The 16,296-nt window shown below is 56.0% G+C and carries 17 protein-coding genes; 6 read left to right on the forward strand and 11 right to left on the reverse strand.

The genetic code is table 11. The annotated features are described in order from the left end of the window. The 4 genes from livG to BBA90_RS18320 form a co-directional block, all read right to left on the reverse strand. Positions 1 to 768 (reverse strand): high-affinity branched-chain amino acid ABC transporter ATP-binding protein LivG, encoded by a 768-nt coding sequence (gene livG / locus BBA90_RS18305; RefSeq protein WP_065650382.1) that lies wholly within the window; start codon positions 766 to 768, stop codon positions 1 to 3. Then, entirely contained in the window at positions 765 to 2,036 is a 1,272-nt protein-coding gene (locus tag BBA90_RS18310) for a high-affinity branched-chain amino acid ABC transporter permease LivM (RefSeq protein ID WP_065650383.1), read from the reverse strand. Before BBA90_RS18310 ends, livG begins: the two co-directional genes overlap by 4 nt. Then, entirely contained in the window at positions 2,033 to 2,959 is a 927-nt protein-coding gene (livH, locus tag BBA90_RS18315) for a high-affinity branched-chain amino acid ABC transporter permease LivH (protein WP_065650384.1), read from the reverse strand. Before livH ends, BBA90_RS18310 begins: the two co-directional genes overlap by 4 nt. Positions 2,960 to 3,114: 155 nt before the next feature. After that, a complete protein-coding gene (locus BBA90_RS18320) occupies positions 3,115 to 4,242 on the reverse strand; it encodes a branched-chain amino acid ABC transporter substrate-binding protein (protein ID WP_065650385.1) in 1,128 nt (375 codons plus the stop codon). Between the two features lie 401 nt (positions 4,243 to 4,643). On the opposite strand from BBA90_RS18320, the gene panM reads away from it, so the two are divergent. Further along, positions 4,644 to 5,039 (forward strand): aspartate 1-decarboxylase autocleavage activator PanM, encoded by a 396-nt coding sequence (gene panM, locus BBA90_RS18325; RefSeq protein ID WP_065650386.1) that lies wholly within the window; start codon positions 4,644 to 4,646, stop codon positions 5,037 to 5,039. A gap of 75 nt (positions 5,040 to 5,114) precedes the next feature. On the opposite strand, the gene rpoH is transcribed toward panM, so the two are convergent. From rpoH to ftsY, 4 genes are all read right to left on the reverse strand, one after another. After that, positions 5,115 to 5,972, reverse strand: a complete 858-nt coding sequence (gene rpoH / locus BBA90_RS18330) for an RNA polymerase sigma factor RpoH (protein WP_065650387.1) — start codon at positions 5,970 to 5,972, stop codon at positions 5,115 to 5,117. Between the two features lie 240 nt (positions 5,973 to 6,212). Continuing rightward, positions 6,213 to 7,208: a permease-like cell division protein FtsX gene (ftsX, locus tag BBA90_RS18335; RefSeq protein ID WP_065650388.1), complete on the reverse strand. Its 996-nt coding sequence runs from the start codon at positions 7,206 to 7,208 to the stop codon at positions 6,213 to 6,215. Further along, the gene (gene ftsE, locus BBA90_RS18340) at positions 7,198 to 7,866 is read right to left on the reverse strand and encodes a cell division ATP-binding protein FtsE (protein WP_065650521.1); all 669 of its coding nucleotides are present in this window, start codon (positions 7,864 to 7,866) and stop codon (positions 7,198 to 7,200) included. Before ftsE ends, ftsX begins: the two co-directional genes overlap by 11 nt. Before the next feature lie 5 nt (positions 7,867 to 7,871). Further along, on the reverse strand, positions 7,872 to 9,494 hold the full coding sequence (gene ftsY / locus BBA90_RS18345) for a signal recognition particle-docking protein FtsY (protein ID WP_065650389.1): 1,623 nt from the start codon (positions 9,492 to 9,494) through the stop codon (positions 7,872 to 7,874). 228 nt (positions 9,495 to 9,722) lie between these two features. Here ftsY and rsmD point away from each other — a divergent pair, with 228 nt between their 5' ends. Together rsmD and BBA90_RS18355 are read left to right on the forward strand one after the other, a co-directional pair. Then, on the forward strand, positions 9,723 to 10,322 hold the full coding sequence (gene rsmD / locus BBA90_RS18350; RefSeq protein ID WP_065650390.1) for a 16S rRNA (guanine(966)-N(2))-methyltransferase: 600 nt from the start codon (positions 9,723 to 9,725) through the stop codon (positions 10,320 to 10,322). Next, positions 10,312 to 10,581 carry a DUF1145 family protein gene (locus tag BBA90_RS18355; protein ID WP_039331733.1) on the forward strand — a complete coding sequence of 90 codons (270 nt, stop codon included), beginning with the start codon at positions 10,312 to 10,314 and terminating at the stop codon, positions 10,579 to 10,581. Before rsmD ends, BBA90_RS18355 begins: the two co-directional genes overlap by 11 nt. Before the next feature lie 48 nt (positions 10,582 to 10,629). Here BBA90_RS18355 and BBA90_RS18360 read toward each other — a convergent pair whose 3' ends face one another. Continuing rightward, complete coding sequence (locus BBA90_RS18360; protein ID WP_065650391.1) at positions 10,630 to 10,986, reverse strand: DUF2500 domain-containing protein; 357 nt, start codon at positions 10,984 to 10,986, stop codon at positions 10,630 to 10,632. Positions 10,987 to 11,145: 159 nt separating this feature from the next. Here BBA90_RS18360 and BBA90_RS18365 point away from each other — a divergent pair, with 159 nt between their 5' ends. Continuing rightward, positions 11,146 to 11,775, forward strand: a complete 630-nt coding sequence (locus BBA90_RS18365; RefSeq protein WP_065650392.1) for a lysoplasmalogenase — start codon at positions 11,146 to 11,148, stop codon at positions 11,773 to 11,775. A 90-nt stretch (positions 11,776 to 11,865) separates the two neighbouring features. Here BBA90_RS18365 and tusA read toward each other — a convergent pair whose 3' ends face one another. Further along, positions 11,866 to 12,117, reverse strand: a complete 252-nt coding sequence (gene tusA / locus BBA90_RS18370) for a sulfurtransferase TusA (RefSeq protein ID WP_065650393.1) — start codon at positions 12,115 to 12,117, stop codon at positions 11,866 to 11,868. A gap of 307 nt (positions 12,118 to 12,424) precedes the next feature. Here tusA and BBA90_RS18375 point away from each other — a divergent pair, with 307 nt between their 5' ends. Together BBA90_RS18375 and BBA90_RS18380 are read left to right on the forward strand one after the other, a co-directional pair. Further along, positions 12,425 to 13,090: a 7-cyano-7-deazaguanine/7-aminomethyl-7-deazaguanine transporter gene (locus BBA90_RS18375; protein ID WP_065650394.1), complete on the forward strand. Its 666-nt coding sequence runs from the start codon at positions 12,425 to 12,427 to the stop codon at positions 13,088 to 13,090. Positions 13,091 to 13,203: 113 nt separating this feature from the next. Next, positions 13,204 to 13,761, forward strand: a complete 558-nt coding sequence (locus BBA90_RS18380; RefSeq protein ID WP_065650395.1) for a DcrB family lipoprotein — start codon at positions 13,204 to 13,206, stop codon at positions 13,759 to 13,761. Between the two features lie 78 nt (positions 13,762 to 13,839). Here BBA90_RS18380 and glgP read toward each other — a convergent pair whose 3' ends face one another. Continuing rightward, the gene (gene glgP, locus BBA90_RS18385) at positions 13,840 to 16,287 is read right to left on the reverse strand and encodes a glycogen phosphorylase (protein ID WP_065650396.1); all 2,448 of its coding nucleotides are present in this window, start codon (positions 16,285 to 16,287) and stop codon (positions 13,840 to 13,842) included. Positions 16,288 to 16,296: the final 9 nt, after the last annotated feature.

Raw genomic sequence — 16,296 nt, forward strand, 5'->3', positions numbered from 1 at the left:
TTACGCCTCACCTAAATAAGCCCGGATCACATCCGGGTTGTTGCGAATCTGTTCCGGCGTACCGTTCGCCAGCGGCGTTCCCTGATTGACCACGTAGATGCGATCGGAGATGCCCATAACCAGCTTCATATCGTGTTCAATCAGCAGTACTGACACCTTATGCTCGCTACGCAGCTCGGCGATCAGCGCATCCAGCTCATGCGTTTCACGCGGGTTGAGGCCTGCTGCCGGCTCATCCAGCATCAGGATCTCCGGGCGCGTGACCATGCAGCGGGCAATTTCCAGCCGGCGCTGCTGGCCGTAAGCGAGATTGCCCGCCTGGCGGTTTGCCAGCTCCAGCAGGCCGATACGCTCCAGCCAGGTTGCAGCGCGATCGAGCGCCTCGCTCTCGCCACGGCGAAACGCCGGGGTTTTTAACAGACCAGAAAAGACACCGCTTTTCAGATGCTGATGCTGTGCCACCAGCAGGTTTTCAATCACCGTCATCTCACGGAACAGACGCACGTGCTGGAACGTGCGCACGATGCCCATGCGCGCGATTTTCTGTCCCGGCAGGCCCTGCAGCGGCTGATCGCGCAGTGTGATCGTTCCGCCGGTAGGCTTATAAAAGCCGGTCAGGCAGTTGAACACGGTGGTTTTACCGGCCCCGTTTGGTCCGATAAGCGAAACAATCTCCTGCGGATGCAGCGCCAGTGCCACATTGTTGACGGCCAGCAGGCCGCCAAAACGCATCATCAGGCCTTCAACGGCTAATAAAGGCTGACTCATGCCTGCTCTCCCTGTTTGCTCTGTTTCAGTTTCAGATGCGGACGCTTCATCGGCAGTAAACCCTGCGGACGCCAGATCATCATCAGCACCATCAGGCCGCCCAGCACCAGCATGCTGTACTCATTAAGATCGCGCATCAGTTCACGCGACACCACCAGCAAAACAGCGGCGAGGATCACCGCCAGCTGAGACCCCATCCCGCCCAGTACCACGATAGCCAGTACAAAAGCGGACTCGACAAACGTAAACGACTCCGGACTGACAAAGCCCTGGCGTGCCGCAAACAGCGTGCCGGCAAAGCCTGCAAACACGGCGCTGATGGTAAAAGCGGTCAGCTTGATACGCGTCGGGCTCAGGCCCAGCGAGCGGCAGGCGATCTCATCTTCACGCAGCGCTTCCCATGCGCGGCCCAGCGGCATACGCAGCAGGCGGTTGATCACAAACAGCGTCAGCACTACCAGCAGCAGCGCCACCAGGTAGAGGAAAATCACGCGGTGGTTGGGATTGTAGGCAAGCCCCGTCAGTTCATGGAACGTGGTCCATCCCCCTTCGCTGACGCGCCGGCCAAACTCAATGCCAAACAGGCCGGGCTTAGGGATCTGTGCGATACCGTTCGGCCCCCCGGTTATGGAGGTGCTGTTGAGCAGCAAAATACGCACGATTTCACCGAAGCCGAGCGTAACAATCGCCAGATAGTCGCCGCGCAGGCGCAGCACCGGAAACCCCAGCATCAGCCCAAAGGCGCCAGCCACGATGCCCGCCAGCGGCAGGCTTTCCCAGAAACCAAAACCGTAGTAGTGGTTCAGCAGCGCAAAAGTATAGGCACCAATGGCATAAAAGCCGCCGTAGCCCAGTACCAGCAGCCCGGAGAGTCCGACCACTACGTTAAGCCCCAGGCCCAGCATGACGTAGATCAGCGTCAGCGTCGCAATGTCGATGCTGCCACGTGACGCAAACAGCGGCCACGCAACGGCAGCCACGATCAGCAGCGCCATCAGCAGCTTCTGCTTCGCAGTAGAGCCATCAAACGTCGGCAGCACAAAGGCTTTACCGCTGCGGCGAAGCCGGCCTGCAAACAGCGGACGCAGCAGCTGAAAGATAAAGACCACCGCGCAGCCCACGAAGATCCAGTTCCAGCGAACGTCGCCCGCGCTGACAACAATCAGCCGGGTGCCATCCAGGTCCAGACGAACGCCCATAAAGAAGCTGGCCAGTACCAGCAGCATTGCCGCGGAAAGCACGGCGTTAAGCAGCCCGAGACGCTTCATACTTTCTCTACCTCCGGGCGGCCCAGGATACCGGTTGGCATCACCAGCAATACCACGATCAGCAGCGCAAAGGAGACCACATCTTTATATTCCGTCGAGAGGTAAGCTGACGTCAGCGCTTCCGCAATGCCGAGTACCAGTCCGCCAATCATGGCGCCCGGAATACTGCCGATACCGCCCAGCACCGCTGCAGTAAATGCTTTCATGCCGGCCATAAAGCCGATAAACGGGTTGATTGAGCCGTAGAACTGCCCCAGCAGCACGCCAGCAACCGCTGCCATAGCCGCACCAATCACAAAGGTCAGCGAAATGACGCGGTCGGTATTGATGCCCAGCAGGCTCGCCATTTTCAGATCTTCTGCGCAGGCGCGGCAGGCGCGGCCCATACGCGAATAGCGGATAAACAGCGTCAGCGCCAGCATTGCCAGAAACGTCACTACCCAGATCACCAGCTGCATGGTGGTGAGCGTGGCGGCGAAGCCGTTGCTTTCACCCAATGTCCACTGGCCGGTGATCAGACTCGGCAGCGCCAGATCGCGCGAGCCCTGGGTCAGGCTGACGTAGTTTTGCAGGAAAATAGACATCCCGATGGCGGAGATAAGCGCAATCAGCCGCTTGGAAGCGCGCACCGGTTTATAGGCGACGCGTTCAATACTCCAGCCGTAGGCGCTGGAGATGATCACTGCCATGATAAAACCGGCGGCAATCATCAGCCACGCGGTATCAATACCCATCATCATCAGGGCGGCAATGACAATAAAAGAGACATAGCTGCCGATCATATAGACCTCGCCGTGGGCGAAGTTGATCATGCCGATAATGCCATACACCATGGTGTAGCCAATGGCGATCAGCGCATAGGTGCTCCCGAGGGTCACCCCGTTGAACATCTGCTGAATAAAATAGAGAAACTGCTCGGACATAGTGAGGACCTGCAAGTGAATCAGAGATTCCCTCTCTGGGGTAAGAAAGGGTCAGGGAAGCAAACCGCTCGCAGCGCGTTTGCCTGCTCCCTGCCCCCGCCCGCGTACGGGAGGGGGAGATAGTTACGCTATAGGGTATAACCGGTTAACAGCGATTATTTCACTGCGGTTGATGAGCCATCTTTGTGCCATTTGAACACGCCGAACTCGAACCCTTTCAGATCGCCTTTCTGATCCCAGCTCAGGTTGCCCATCACGGTTGGCACCGGTGCGCCCTCTTTCAGGTTTTTGGCAATGGCATCGGGCTCGTCGCTCTTGCTGCGCTCAATACCCGCCACCAGCGACTGGATCGCGGCATAGGTAGTCCAGACAAACGGACCGGTCGGATCTTTGCGGTTTGAGGCGCTGTTGCCTTTAATAGCATCAACAATTGCCTTGTTCTCTGGCAGCTGGTCATAACGCTTCGGCAGCGTAACGTACAGGCCTTCGGACGCATCACCCGCAATATTGGAGAGTGATGCGTTACCCACGCCCTCTGGCCCCATAAAGCCCGCTTTCAGGCCGGCCGTTTTTGCCTGACGCAGAATCTGCCCCAGCTCCGGGTAGTAGCCACCGTAGTAAACAAAGTCGACGTTCTCTTTCTTCAGACGGGCAATCAGCGTGGAGAAATCTTTATCGCCGGCAGTGATCCCCTCAAACAGCACCACGTTGCCGCCTTTGGCTTTCAGGGTTTTCTGCACGGACTCTGCCAGACCCTGGCCGTACTGCTGCTTGTCATGCACAACGGCAATACGTTTCGGCTTGATCTGGTCCAGAATATAGGTCGCTGCCGTCGGACCCTGATCGGAGTCGAGACCGGTGGTGCGCATAACGTCAGCATAGCCACGCGCCGTCAGTTCAGGGGCGGTGGCGGCCGGCGTGATCATCAGAATGCCTTCATCGTTATAGATGTCAGACGCAGGCTGCGTAGAAGAAGAGCAGAGATGGCCGATAACATATTTAATGCCGTCGTTAACGACTTTGTTCGCAACCGCAACCGCCTGTTTCGGGTCACACGCGTCGTCATACTCCACGCCAACCAGCTTGTCGCCGTTTACGCCACCTTTGGCATTAATGTCTTTAATCGCCTGCGCTGCGCCCGTGAACTGCATATCACCATATTGCGCCACCGGGCCGGTTGCTGCACCTACGATAGCAATTTTGATATCAGCAGCCAGCGCGGCATGGCTCATTGCCAGCGCAACGCAGCCCGCCAGTAACGCGCGTCCTTTACTCATCTTCATGCGTACTTCCCCATCTGTTATGTCGTGTCTGTTGTGATTGGTTTTATTTCAGCCAGTGAAAGAAGAAACTGATTCAGATAGAAGGAGTTAGCGCTCTTATCTGGCTTTTTTTGTTAAAACAGCTTTATTTTCAGGTTATTAAACAGGAATTTTCTGCTGTAAATCAACTGACATATTCAGCAATGAGTAGCCTGAACAGCATAATACTCTGGAGGTTATGGCCGTAATTTGCGCACCAGGGCAGCGCGTTATGCTGGCTTATTCAGCAATCGTTGCGGGCTTACTCCACAATCCTGGCAAAGTGTCTGCCATTTGACCTGTTTTTATCGCAAAAAAGTGACAGCGCTCTGACTGTATAAATTCGCTACACTATGCCCTTTCAGCCAGTACAGGTACGGGTTATGAAACTCACTATTCAGCGTATCGTTTCACTTACGCCGCAGGATCGCATCGACCTCGCTAAAATCTGGCCGCAGCAGGATATCGCGCAGCTGGAGAGCAGAATGAGTGATACGCAGCGGCTCTATGCCGCACGGTTTAACGACCGGCTGCTGGGCGCGCTGCAGCTGGAAATCCGCGGCACCCACGGCAAAATCACGCACTTTGAAGTACGCGAGGCCACGCGCCGGCGCGGCGTCGGGCGTTACTTACTGGAGGAGACTCTGGCGCAGAATCGTTCGCAGGCTCACTGGTGGATCGCTGATGATGGCTATGCTGACCAGGGGATCCGGGCGGCCTTTATGCAGGCATGTGGCTTCCGCGCGCAGGCGGACGGGTGGGTAAAAGAGACAGAGTAGAGCCGCGCGACCGGCCGGATGACAGACATAAAAAAGGGCAACCCTGAGGTCGCCCTTATTGCGGTCTGCGGAATATCAGGCTTCAATCGCCAAACGCAGCTTCTTCATCGCGTTCTTTTCCAGCTGACGCACGCGCTCTGCTGAGACGCCATAGCGGTCGGCCAGCTCCTGCAGCGTGGTTTTATTGTCATCATCCAGCCAGCGGGCACGGATGATATGCTGACTGCGCTCGTCCAGGCTGAGCATCGCATCACTCAGCTTATCAGCAGCGTGGGCGTCCCAGTTGTCCTCTTCGATACCGTCAGCGAAGTCTGACGTTTTATCCTGCAGGTAGAGCACGGGAGCCATTGGCTTGCCGTCGCCTGCCTCATCGTCAGAGGACATATCAAAGGTCATGTCCTGCGCCGCCATGCGCGACTCCATCTCCAGCACATCTTTGGTGCTGACGCCGAGCTCACGCGCCACCATGTCAACTTCATCCTGATTAAACCAGCCCAGACGCTGCTTGGTTTTACGCAGGTTAAAGAACAGCTTACGCTGCGCTTTGGTGGTTGCGACTTTGACAATGCGCCAGTTGCGCAGCACATATTCGTGGATCTCAGCTTTGATCCAGTGCACCGCAAATGAGACCAGACGCACGCCGACTTCCGGATTAAAGCGGCGCACCGCTTTCATCAGGCCGATATTGCCTTCCTGAATCAGATCCGCCTGTGGCAGACCATAACCTGCATAGTTACGTGCGATGTGAACAACAAAGCGCAGGTGTGACAGGATCAGCGTTTTCGCTGCATCCAGATCGCCCTGGTAATGCAGCCGCTCAGCCAGTGCTTTTTCCTCTTCTGCCGTCAATACCGGCCAGTTATTGGCAGCCCGAACGTAAGATTCCAGGTTGCCCAGAGGAGCAATCGCTAAAGTTTGCATTTCTTTGGTCATTCAAACCCTCACAAATTCAATGGAATTGCTGCGCGTGTCCTTGCGCAGACGTTACAGTATGTCAACGTCAGACGAAAACCAACAGCAATCTGTGCTAATTAGACGCCGGGGTTATCCACAAGTTCAATTATAGCAGTGAATATTTTACACACAGGTGACAGCGGGGAAAATCGGAGCATTCCTCTGCGCCTGTACTGCTGGCAGCAGAGGAAGAGTATATCAAAAAATCGTTGCCATGGGTTACTGCGGCGTAAATCGGCGTAAATGTTGCACAGTGGCAAGCCAGGCCGCAATCCAGCCAATAATCGCGGCAATCAGCAGCAGCAGCAGGCCTTCATCCCAGGCAAACCCTTCCAGCGTAAAGGCGGTGCCAAACACCGATGCTACCTGCGCCACCACCGACTGCAGTCGCAGCACCAGCACTTCAGAAAGCACCAGTGACAGCAGCGCACCGGCAAAACCCAGCAGCGCACCGCCATAGAGGAACGGCCGCAGAATAAAGCCATCCGTTGCGCCAATCAGCTTCTGAACGTTGATGGTATCGCGCCGGGCAAAGATGCTGAGCCGGACACTGTTACCAATCACCAGGAACACCGCCACAATCATCAGCAGACCGATCATAGAGGCTACCTGTCCGACCAGGCCCGTCAGCGCCGCCAGACGGGCAAACCAGCTGTCATCCATACGTACTTCATCTACACCCTGCACTTTCGCCACCCGATCGCGCAGGCTTGCCATGGTGTCAGAGTTCTGGAAATTAAGCTTCGGCGTGATGATTGCGACTGCCGGCAGCGGATTCTGCTCCAGCAGATCCATTGCGCCGCCAAAGCCGGACCAGTTGCGGAACTCACTCTGCGCCTCGTCGCGCGTCAGGTAGTTCACGCTGTCGACCCCTTCCAGCTGCTTAAGCTGTGCGGTCACGTTTTCTGCCGCGCTATCGTCCAGCGTCTTATCAAGATAGACCGTCAGCTGCGGCGCCGGATACCATTGGGTGGCCGCCTGACTGACGTTTTTCCACACCATGTAACAGACGCTGGGCAGCGTCAGAGAAATGGCGATAACCATGACGGTGAGCAGCGTTGCCAGCGGCTGACGCCACATATCGGACAGCGTACCGCGCAGGGCGTAGCGCCACTGCTCCTGCCAGCCGCCTTTCAGCGCTTTACGCTTTGACGGCGCCTTAGGCTGCTTTGCCGGCCTGGCTGCCGCCGGACGCTTGTTGCGTTTATTGACCATCGTGGCCTCCGTGCAGACGTCCCTGATTCAGCGTCATCACGCGGTAGTTGCGCCGCGCGATCAGCCCCAGATCGTGGGTTGCCATCAGTACCGTTACTCCAACGCGGTTAAACTCTTCAAACAGGCGCAGAATATCTTCTGACAGCGCGTTATCGAGGTTACCGGTGGGTTCATCTGCCAGCAGCACCGCGGGTTTATTAACCACCGCGCGCGCAATGCCCACGCGCTGCTGTTCACCGCCGGAGAGCTGAATCGGGTAACTTTTCGCTTTGTCGAGCAGGCCGACTTTATCCAGAGCCGCGGAAACACGACGGCGGATATCTTCGCCGCTGGCGCCGGAAATAATCAGCGGAATAGCCACATTGTCATAGACTGAGCGATCCATCAGCAGGTGGTGATCCTGAAAAATCATTCCGATCTGGCGACGCAGAAATGGCACTTCGCTGTGACGCAGACGGGAGATATCATGCCCGCTGAACCAGATCTGTCCGGCGCTCGGACGCTCGATGCCGCAAATCAGCTTCAGCAGGGTACTTTTACCCGCACCGGAGTGTCCGGTCAGGAAGGACATCTCGCCGGGACGCAGATGAAAATCGACCCCCTGCAGCGCCTGGCGCCCTCCCAGATAAGCCTTACTGACTTCTTCAAAGCGAATCATGCCAATCATTCCTCTCGGGCAAACAGTGCCTCAATAAAGTCTGCGGCCTTAAATGGCCGTAAATCTTCGATGCCTTCTCCGACACCGATATAGCGGATAGGAATGCCGAACTGGTCAGCAATCGAGAAGATAACGCCCCCTTTCGCCGTGCCGTCCAGCTTGGTCAGGGCGATGCCTGTCAGCCCTACCGCTTCATTAAACAGTTTTGCCTGACTGACCGCATTCTGTCCGGTGCTGGCATCTAACGTCAGCATCACCTCATGCGGCGCATCCTCATCCAACTTCTTCATCACGCGGGTGATTTTTTTCAGCTCTTCCATCAGATGCGCTTTGTTCTGCAGGCGACCGGCGGTGTCCGCAATCAGCACATCCACGTTGCGCGACTTCGCCGCCTGAATTGCATCAAAAATCACCGAGGCAGAATCTGCACCCGTATGCTGCGCCACAACCGGAATATTGTTGCGCTGTCCCCACACCTGCAGCTGCTCAACCGCAGCGGCACGGAAGGTATCGCCGGCAGCCAGCATCACCGATTTGCCTTCCGCCTGATACTGACGCGCCAGTTTACCGATGGTGGTAGTTTTGCCGACACCGTTTACGCCGACCATCAGGATCACAAATGGCGTTTTGCCACTCACATCCAGCGGCGCATCCACTTTATCAAGGATGCCGGCCATTTCCGCTTTCAGCAGACCATACAGCGCTTCAGCGTCACGCAGCTGTTTGCGACTTGCCTGCTGGGTCAGACTGGTAATAATGCGGCGGGTGGTTTCCACGCCCACATCTGCAATCAGCAGCTGTTCTTCCAGCTCATCAAACAGATCGTCATCGATTTTTTTACCGCGAAACAGGCTGATAAAGCCTGAACCAAGGTTGGTCCGCGTTTTTACCAGGCTGCGTTTGAGGCGGGCGAAAAAGCCTTCTTTAGTCGGGCGCTCCTGCTCCTGCGTCACAATAGGCGCTGCCGCCAGCGGAAGATCGCTTACGGTGTCTTCGGCTTCAGCAGCATCTTCAGCGTAGGTTTCCGCCAGCGCCAGCGCCTCCAGCTCTTCATCGCTGAGCGGTGCGTCTTCATCTGTCTCAGCTTCCGCTTCGGCCAGCTGACTTTCATCGCCAGGCAGGATAGGTTCCGGCGCCACGGCGGCAGTCAGCGGTTGCTCATCCGCCGCGACAGCAGGTGTTTCTTCCGTCAGGCGCTTTTCACTGACCGGCAGCGGAGCCAGCTCAGGCTCCTCTTCCGGCAGGATCTCCTCATTAACCGGCAGCGGAGCCAGCTCAGGCTCCTCTTCCGGCAGGATCTCTTCGTTAACCGGCAGCGGGGCCAGCTCAGGCTCCTCTTCCGGCAGGATCTCTTCAGGCTGCGCGGTGATGCTTCCATCCTCAGACGCTGGCACGTGCCGGGCCGTCTGATCTGCTGCCTGCTCTTTCGCTTTTTGCTCCGTCAGCGCAACGGTTTCCGCTGCCTGCGCTTCGGCGCGCCCGGACGCACTCGTACTCTCTTCAGCGGCAGCAGGCTGAGCCTCCTCTGCGGGCTGCTCTTTTACCTGCTCTTCAGCCGGGGCGGGCGCCTGCTCTTCTTTGCCAAAGCCCAGCCAGGAAAAAAAGCCGCGTTTTTTCTCTTTTGCCATTGTGTGACCACACTCCTCGATGGCTTATTCCCGGTAGCACGCTGTCCCCAGGGGATATAAATTCAGTTTTTAAGCTTTCTGCAGCGTAAAATCAGCGCATTACGCACACTTGTATCGTTCAATAGTCTAACACTTTCCGGCCAGCGCACCACAGCACCCTTTTTTACGTTTCTTCTGCCTGTCGCGCCCGTTAAACTACGCAACAAATTATGACGAGTTGTGAGCAAAATGAGTAAATCACCCCGCAGCAGCGGCGGCGCTGGCCAAATCCGCATTATTGGTGGCCAGTGGCGCGGCCGTAAACTTCCGGTGCCGGATAGCGCAGGCCTGCGCCCCACGACCGATCGCGTACGCGAAACCCTGTTTAACTGGCTGGCGCCCGATCTTCAGCAGGCGCGCTGCCTCGATTGCTTTGCCGGCAGCGGTGCGCTGGGTCTGGAAGCGCTGTCGCGCTATGCGGGCTCAGTGACGCTGCTGGAGCTGGAACGCAGCGTGGCGCAGCAGCTGTCGCGCAATGTCGACACCCTGCGCGCAACGCAGGCTACAGTGATACAGGCCAACACGCTGCAGTGGCTCAGCCAGCCGGGGGAAGCGTTTGATATTGTGTTTGTCGACCCGCCGTTTCGCAAAGGGCTGCTGGCGGAAACGCTGGCGCTGCTGGAGCGTAATCAGTGGCTGAGCGCAGATGCGCTGATTTACGTAGAAAGTGAAGTGGAACAGGGCACGCCTGATGTGCCCGCCAGCTGGCAGCTTTACCGGGAGAAGATCGCCGGTCAGGTCGCCTACCGACTCTATCAACGCCAACAGGAGGCGCATGATGTGGCTTAATCTGGGACGGTTACTGATGATTTGCGTCTGGGCTTTTCTGCTGCTGAATCTGGTGCACCCTTTCCCCACCCCGCTGCGCTACTTTGTGCATGTCGCCCTGTTTTTCATGGTGATTATGCATGGACTGCAGCTGGTACTGCTGCGCGCCACCCAGCCTAAAGAGGCGCCGAAACTGAGCGGCGCCACGCAGGCTAAAATTTTCTTTTTCGGGGTGTTTGAGCTGCTGGCCTGGCAGAAAAAGCACTATCCAAAGATGTAACTCTGCACATCCGGTTTTAACCGGAGCACCTTCGCTGGCGCTCCGGTTTTAGCGCGCGGGGGTAAAGCTGACAAACCGGCTGCCCTGCATCTTCAGCTCGCCTTTAACACCCTTATCCATCTGATGATAATCGCTGGCGCTGACCGCAGTTTTAATGTCGCTCGCGCCGTTCAGCGGATGAAACCAGGCTTCATATTTCATCTCTTCACCGGCAATCTCTTCGCGCTGCCGCGAACGGCGATTTGGCGCCGGAAACTCACGTTTTGTTTTTACCTGCACGGTAAGCGATCGCACCGGAGAGGCATCGTTAACCGCGGCTTCGCGCCGCTGCTTGATAAACTGCCGGGTCGCCAGAATGGCAATAATCGCCAGGACGATAAAAAAGATTAGCGGTGGTTTGCTCATGTTTTTGCTCGCACTTCACTTCATTTGATAATTAAAAAAGAGGCTAAAGCATACAACCAGAGTTGCCCGATTGTCACATTTGCCAGCGGTAACTTAAACTCAAAGAGAGTCTGGGATATTTCAACAATGTGGACATCTGGTCTACAAAAGGGAGAAAAAATGCTTTGGTCTTTCCTTGCAGTACTTTTTTCCGGCTGGCTTTATGTGGATGCCTCCTATCGTGGTCCGCAGTGGCAACGCTGGCTGTTTAAACCCGTGACCCTGCTGCTGCTGGTTGCCTGGGCCTGGCAGGCGCCCGCTGTGAATACCACGGATTATCTGATCCTCGCCGGACTGATTGCCACGCTGGCAGGCGACGCGCTGATGCTGCTGCCGCGGCAGCAGATGCTCTATGCGCTGGGTGCCTTTTTCCTTTCGCATCTGCTCTACACCATCAGCTTTACCGCCCATATGACCATGAGCTTCTACTGGCCGATCCCGCTGACGTTCCTGATCATCGGCGTTGCGGTCATTGCGCTGCTCTGGACGCGGCTGGAGGAGTTGCGCTGGCCTATCTGTACCCTGATTGGCATGACGCTGGTGATGAACTGGCTGGCGGCTGAAAACTACTTTTTCCGGCCAACCGACTACAGCTTTTCGCTGCTGATTGGTGCGGGCCTGCTGCTGCTGGCCAATATCATCTGGTTTATTTCACACTATCGCCGGCGTTTCAGCGCTGACAGCGCCATTGTCGCCGCCTGCTATTTTGCCGGTCACTTTATGATTGTGCGTTCGCTCTGGCTCTCATAATCAATCAGGCCATCAGTAACGGGCCACTGCCCGTTACTGATATCAGACGCGCCCTGCATTAACGCCATCGCACCCGCGATGACTGCATCCTCAGGCCTCCGCGCCTTTTCTGATCAGATACTGATATGGCAGCGCATCCGTCTGCTGTGCCAGTAAATCATGATCCATAAAGCGGCAGAAACCGGGAATATCGCGTGTGGTCGCCGGATCGTCAGCGATAATCAGCAGCGTTTCGCCCGCCTGCATCGTGCGTACCGTCTTGCGTACCATCATCACGGGTTCAGGGCAGCGCAGGCCCAGCGCATCCAGCGTATGGTCGGGTGCGGAGAAAGGATCGCTCATGATTCTCTTATCGGTAAGTAAACAAAGATGCTCATTCTAGCTCGCCATTTCTGCAGCGCAAGGCGACAACGATTGCGCTAAAATTAACCGTTGCATAAATTGCGCAACGGGTTAAGATGCCGTCCGTTTTTTTTAAAACCGTTGCTTAGTCCCCAAAATCGTTTGCTTTTTGGCAAGGCGGCAAGCGCGTATATTCCCGGGAGCTTACTGAAGTAAGCGATCGGGATACGCAAGCGCAGCCAGTGCAGCAAAAATGCGAATGATGAAGGAGATGGGTTCCCTCACCCCACTGTTAAAAAGGCTTATTATGATCGCTTTTTCTGCGCGTCAGCGCATGCACGCCCTTTTCTGGCTGTCGCTGTTTCATCTGCTGGTGATCACCTCCAGCAATTATCTGGTTCAGCTGCCGGTCGCTATTTTTGGTTTTCATACCACCTGGGGTGCGTTCAGCTTTCCCTTTATTTTTCTCGCAACCGACCTGACCGTGCGTATTTTCGGCGCCCCGCTGGCGCGGCGTATTATCCTCGCGGTGATGATCCCGGCGCTGTTTATCTCCTACGCTATCTCCTGTCTCTTTTATCAGGGAGCATGGCAGGGCTGGGCGTCGCTGCAGCAGGTCAATCTCTTTGTCGCACGTATCGCCTGCGCCAGCTTTATGGCGTATGCACTGGGCCAGATCCTTGATGTTCACGTCTTTAACCGTCTGCGCCAGCTGCCGCAGTGGTGGATAGCGCCTGCCTGCGCGATGTTTCTGGGTAACGTGAGTGATACGCTGGCCTTTTTCTTTATCGCATTTTACAAGAGCCAGGATCCCTTCATGGCAGCGCACTGGGTCGAGATTGCCCTGGTGGATTACAGTTTCAAGGTACTGATCTGCCTTATCTTCTTCCTTCCCGCTTATGGTCTGTTGCTGAATGCCGCCCTGAAGCGCATGGCAGAACGGTATCATGCCCGCCAGATCAATTTCGGCTGATGTGCCATAGACGAAATGGCGCAGTACGCTAAGATTTCCTGACACATCGGCGGTTGCTTTTAACCGCCGATTCCGTTTGTATAAGCCAGACTGGAATTGTAAAAGGGAACAGAATGCGCAACGTAGTGAAATATGCAGGTATCGGTCTGCTGGTGCTGGGCCTGGCGGCGTGCGATCAGAAAAAAGAGGATGCCACCGCCGATAACAGCGGCACCAGCGTCAGCCAGTCAGCTCAGACTGTGAATCTGATGGAAGGGAAACTGAGTTTTACGCTGCCTGCGGGTATGTCTGATAAGAGCGGTAAGCTCGGTTCTGAATCCACTAACATGCATGTGTACGCTGATGAAACCGGCCAGCGCGCGATTATCGTGATCGCCGGCGACCCGACCAGTGATACGCTTGAGACGCTGTCAAAACGTCTGGAGCAGCAGCAGCGCAACCGCGATGCGCAGCTGCAGGTAGTGTCGAATAAAGCAGTAACGCTAAAAGATCAGCCGGCTCAGCAGCTGGATACGGTGATTTCTGCCAACAACCAGACGTCATGGTCAACGATAGTTCTGGCAAAAGTGGATGGCAAACTGCTGACGCTGCAGATCACGCTGCCGGCTGAGAATCAGCAGCAGGCGCAGAGCGATGCAGACAGCATTGTGAAAAGCATTACCCTGAAATAATTACGCCAGGTGCGCATGAAGACGCACCTGACGCTGATCGTACCGCTTTGCAGGGTCGCCCTATGTGGCGACCCTTTTTTATAACCTCACCGGCGAAATATGCCAGATCTCATCTGCATACTCCTGAATAGTGCGGTCTGAGGAGAAGTAGCCCATACCGGCGATATTCAGCGCCGCCCGCCGCTGCCACTCATCCGGCTGCCGGTAAAGCTTATCTACCTTGTCCTGCGTATCCACATAGCTGCGGTAATCTGCCAGCAGCTGATAGTGGTCACCGAAGTTGACCAGCGCATCAAACAGGTTGCGATACCGTCCCGGATCCTGCGGACTGAACACGCCGGTAGCAATCTGCGTCAGCACCTGATGCAGCTCAGCATCTTCCTCAAAGTATTTGCGCGGGTTATAGCCCTCTTTGCGCAGCTGCTCAACCTGCGGAGTGGTGTTGCCGAAGATAAAGAGATTCTCTGCACCCACGTGCTCACGCATCTCCACATTCGCCCCATCCAGCGTGCCAATCGTCAGCGCGCCATTAAGCGCAAACTTCATGTTACTGGTGCCGGAGGCCTCGGTACCGGCCGTGGAGATCTGTTCCGAAAGATCGGCTGCCGGAATGATGATCTGCGCCAGGCTGACGCCGTAGTTAGGGATAAACACCACCTTCAGCTTGTTCTTCACCTGCGGATCATTGTTGATCACGTCAGCCACATCATTGATCAAATGAATAATGTGCTTCGCCACGTAATACGCTGAGGCGGCTTTGCCGGCAAAAATGTTTACGCGCGGCACCCAGTTGGCATCGGGATCGGCTTTGATACGGTTATAGCGGGTGATCACATGCAGCACATTCAGCAGCTGCCGTTTGTACTCGTGAATACGCTTGATCTGTACATCAAACAGCGCGTGCGGGTTAAGCACGATATCCATGTTTTTGGCGACCCATGCCGCCAGCCGCTGCTTGTTGGCAAATTTGGCATCGGCCACCTGGCGAATAAACGCCGGATAGTCGATATGCGGCTGCAGCTCGCTGAGCTGTGACAGATCGGTGCGCCAGGTGCGGCCGATAGTTTCATCCAGCACGTCAGAGAGCGCCGGATTTGCCAGCGCCAGCCAGCGGCGCGGCGTAACGCCGTTCGTTTTGTTGCAGAAACGTCCCGGGAAGAGTCGGGCAAAGTCGGCAAACAGCGACTGCACCATGAGATTGGAGTGCAGCTCAGAGACGCCGTTTACTTTATGACTGACCACGACCGCCAGCCACGCCATGCGGATGCGGCGGCCATCATTCTCATCAATAATCGAGATGCGCGACAGCAGATCCCAGTCGTCGGGATAGTGCTCCTGAATGGTTTTCAGGAAGTAATCATTGATCTCAAAAATAATACTCAGGTGACGCGGCAGAATTTTGCCGATCATGTCTACCGGCCAGGTCTCCAGCGCCTCGCTCATCAGCGTATGGTTGGTGTAGGAGAAGATCTGACAGGTAACTTCAAATGCGTCATCCCAGCTGAACTTATACTCATCGATCAGCAGCCGCATCAGTTCCGGGATCGCCAGTACCGGATGCGTGTCGTTCAGGTGGATAGCGACTTTGTCAGCAAGGTTGTCCCAGGTTTCATGCATTTTCCAGTGGCGATGCAGAATATCCTGTACCGTAGATGAAACCAGAAAATACTCCTGACGCAGCCGCAGCTCGCGTCCGGAGTAAGTTGAATCATCCGGATAAAGAACGCGCGAAACGTTCTCTGAATGGTTTTTATCCTCGACGGCCGCAAAGTAGTCGCCCTGGTTGAACTTGCCAAGGTTGATCTCATTACTTGCCTGCGCGCCCCACAGCCGCAGCGTATTGGTGGCATCGGTGTCAAAACCAGGGATGATTTGATCGTACGCCATCGCGACAATCTCTTCGGTTTCCACCCAGCGAACGCGCGCGCCCTCATGCTGCAGGCGGCCGCCAAAACGCACTTTATAGCGGGTATTGTGGCGCTGAAACTCCCACGGGTTGCCATACTCCAGCCAGTAGTCTGGCGACTCACGCTGCTGACCATCGACAATATTCTGCCGGAACATGCCGTAGTCATAGCGGATACCGTAACCGCGTCCCGGCAGGCCTAACGTTGCCAGCGAATCAAGAAAGCAGGCAGCCAGACGACCGAGGCCGCCGTTGCCGAGTCCGGGATCGTTTTCCTCTTCCATCAGTTCGCTGAGGTTGAGTCCCATCTCATCCAGCGCCTGATTAAGATCGTCATAAATGCCCATCGCCAGCAGCGCATTGCCCAGCGTACGGCCCATCAGGAACTCCATCGACAGGTAGTAAACCTGACGCACGTCCTGCGACAGCTGCGCACGGCTGGAACGCAGCCAGCGCTCTACCATACGGTCTCGCACCGCGAGCAGCGACGCGTTCAGCCACTCATGCTTATTCGCGATTGAAGGATCTTTGCCAATCGTAAACATCAGCTTATAGGCGATTGAGTGCTTCAGCGCTTCAACCGTCAGCGTGGGTGAGGCGTAGGTAAAAGGTGCATTCATATCCGGACT

The organism is Pantoea eucrina (assembly GCF_001691555.1).
In the GTDB taxonomy this organism is placed as follows: Bacteria; Pseudomonadota; Gammaproteobacteria; order Enterobacterales; family Enterobacteriaceae; genus Pantoea; species Pantoea borealis.

Coding starts and splice junctions, on each gene's coding strand:
- glgP (WP_065650396.1), bottom strand. CDS start 16,287: ATGAATGCACCTTTTACCTACGCCTCACCCACGCTGACGGTTGAAGCG.
- BBA90_RS18360 (WP_065650391.1), bottom strand. CDS start 10,986: ATGAGCAAACCACCGCTAATCTTTTTTATCGTCCTGGCGATTATTGCC.
- BBA90_RS18310 (WP_065650383.1), bottom strand. CDS start 2,036: ATGAAGCGTCTCGGGCTGCTTAACGCCGTGCTTTCCGCGGCAATGCTG.
- rsmD (WP_065650390.1), top strand. CDS start 9,723: ATGAGTAAATCACCCCGCAGCAGCGGCGGCGCTGGCCAAATCCGCATT.
- ftsY (WP_065650389.1), bottom strand. CDS start 9,494: ATGGCAAAAGAGAAAAAACGCGGCTTTTTTTCCTGGCTGGGCTTTGGC.
- BBA90_RS18320 (WP_065650385.1), bottom strand. CDS start 4,242: ATGAAGATGAGTAAAGGACGCGCGTTACTGGCGGGCTGCGTTGCGCTG.
- livH (WP_065650384.1), bottom strand. CDS start 2,959: ATGTCCGAGCAGTTTCTCTATTTTATTCAGCAGATGTTCAACGGGGTG.
- livG (WP_065650382.1), bottom strand. CDS start 768: ATGAGTCAGCCTTTATTAGCCGTTGAAGGCCTGATGATGCGTTTTGGC.
- BBA90_RS18375 (WP_065650394.1), top strand. CDS start 12,425: ATGATCGCTTTTTCTGCGCGTCAGCGCATGCACGCCCTTTTCTGGCTG.
- BBA90_RS18355 (WP_039331733.1), top strand. CDS start 10,312: ATGTGGCTTAATCTGGGACGGTTACTGATGATTTGCGTCTGGGCTTTT.
- ftsX (WP_065650388.1), bottom strand. CDS start 7,208: ATGGTCAATAAACGCAACAAGCGTCCGGCGGCAGCCAGGCCGGCAAAG.
- BBA90_RS18380 (WP_065650395.1), top strand. CDS start 13,204: ATGCGCAACGTAGTGAAATATGCAGGTATCGGTCTGCTGGTGCTGGGC.
- BBA90_RS18365 (WP_065650392.1), top strand. CDS start 11,146: ATGCTTTGGTCTTTCCTTGCAGTACTTTTTTCCGGCTGGCTTTATGTG.
- panM (WP_065650386.1), top strand. CDS start 4,644: ATGAAACTCACTATTCAGCGTATCGTTTCACTTACGCCGCAGGATCGC.
- rpoH (WP_065650387.1), bottom strand. CDS start 5,972: ATGACCAAAGAAATGCAAACTTTAGCGATTGCTCCTCTGGGCAACCTG.
- ftsE (WP_065650521.1), bottom strand. CDS start 7,866: ATGATTCGCTTTGAAGAAGTCAGTAAGGCTTATCTGGGAGGGCGCCAG.
- tusA (WP_065650393.1), bottom strand. CDS start 12,117: ATGAGCGATCCTTTCTCCGCACCCGACCATACGCTGGATGCGCTGGGC.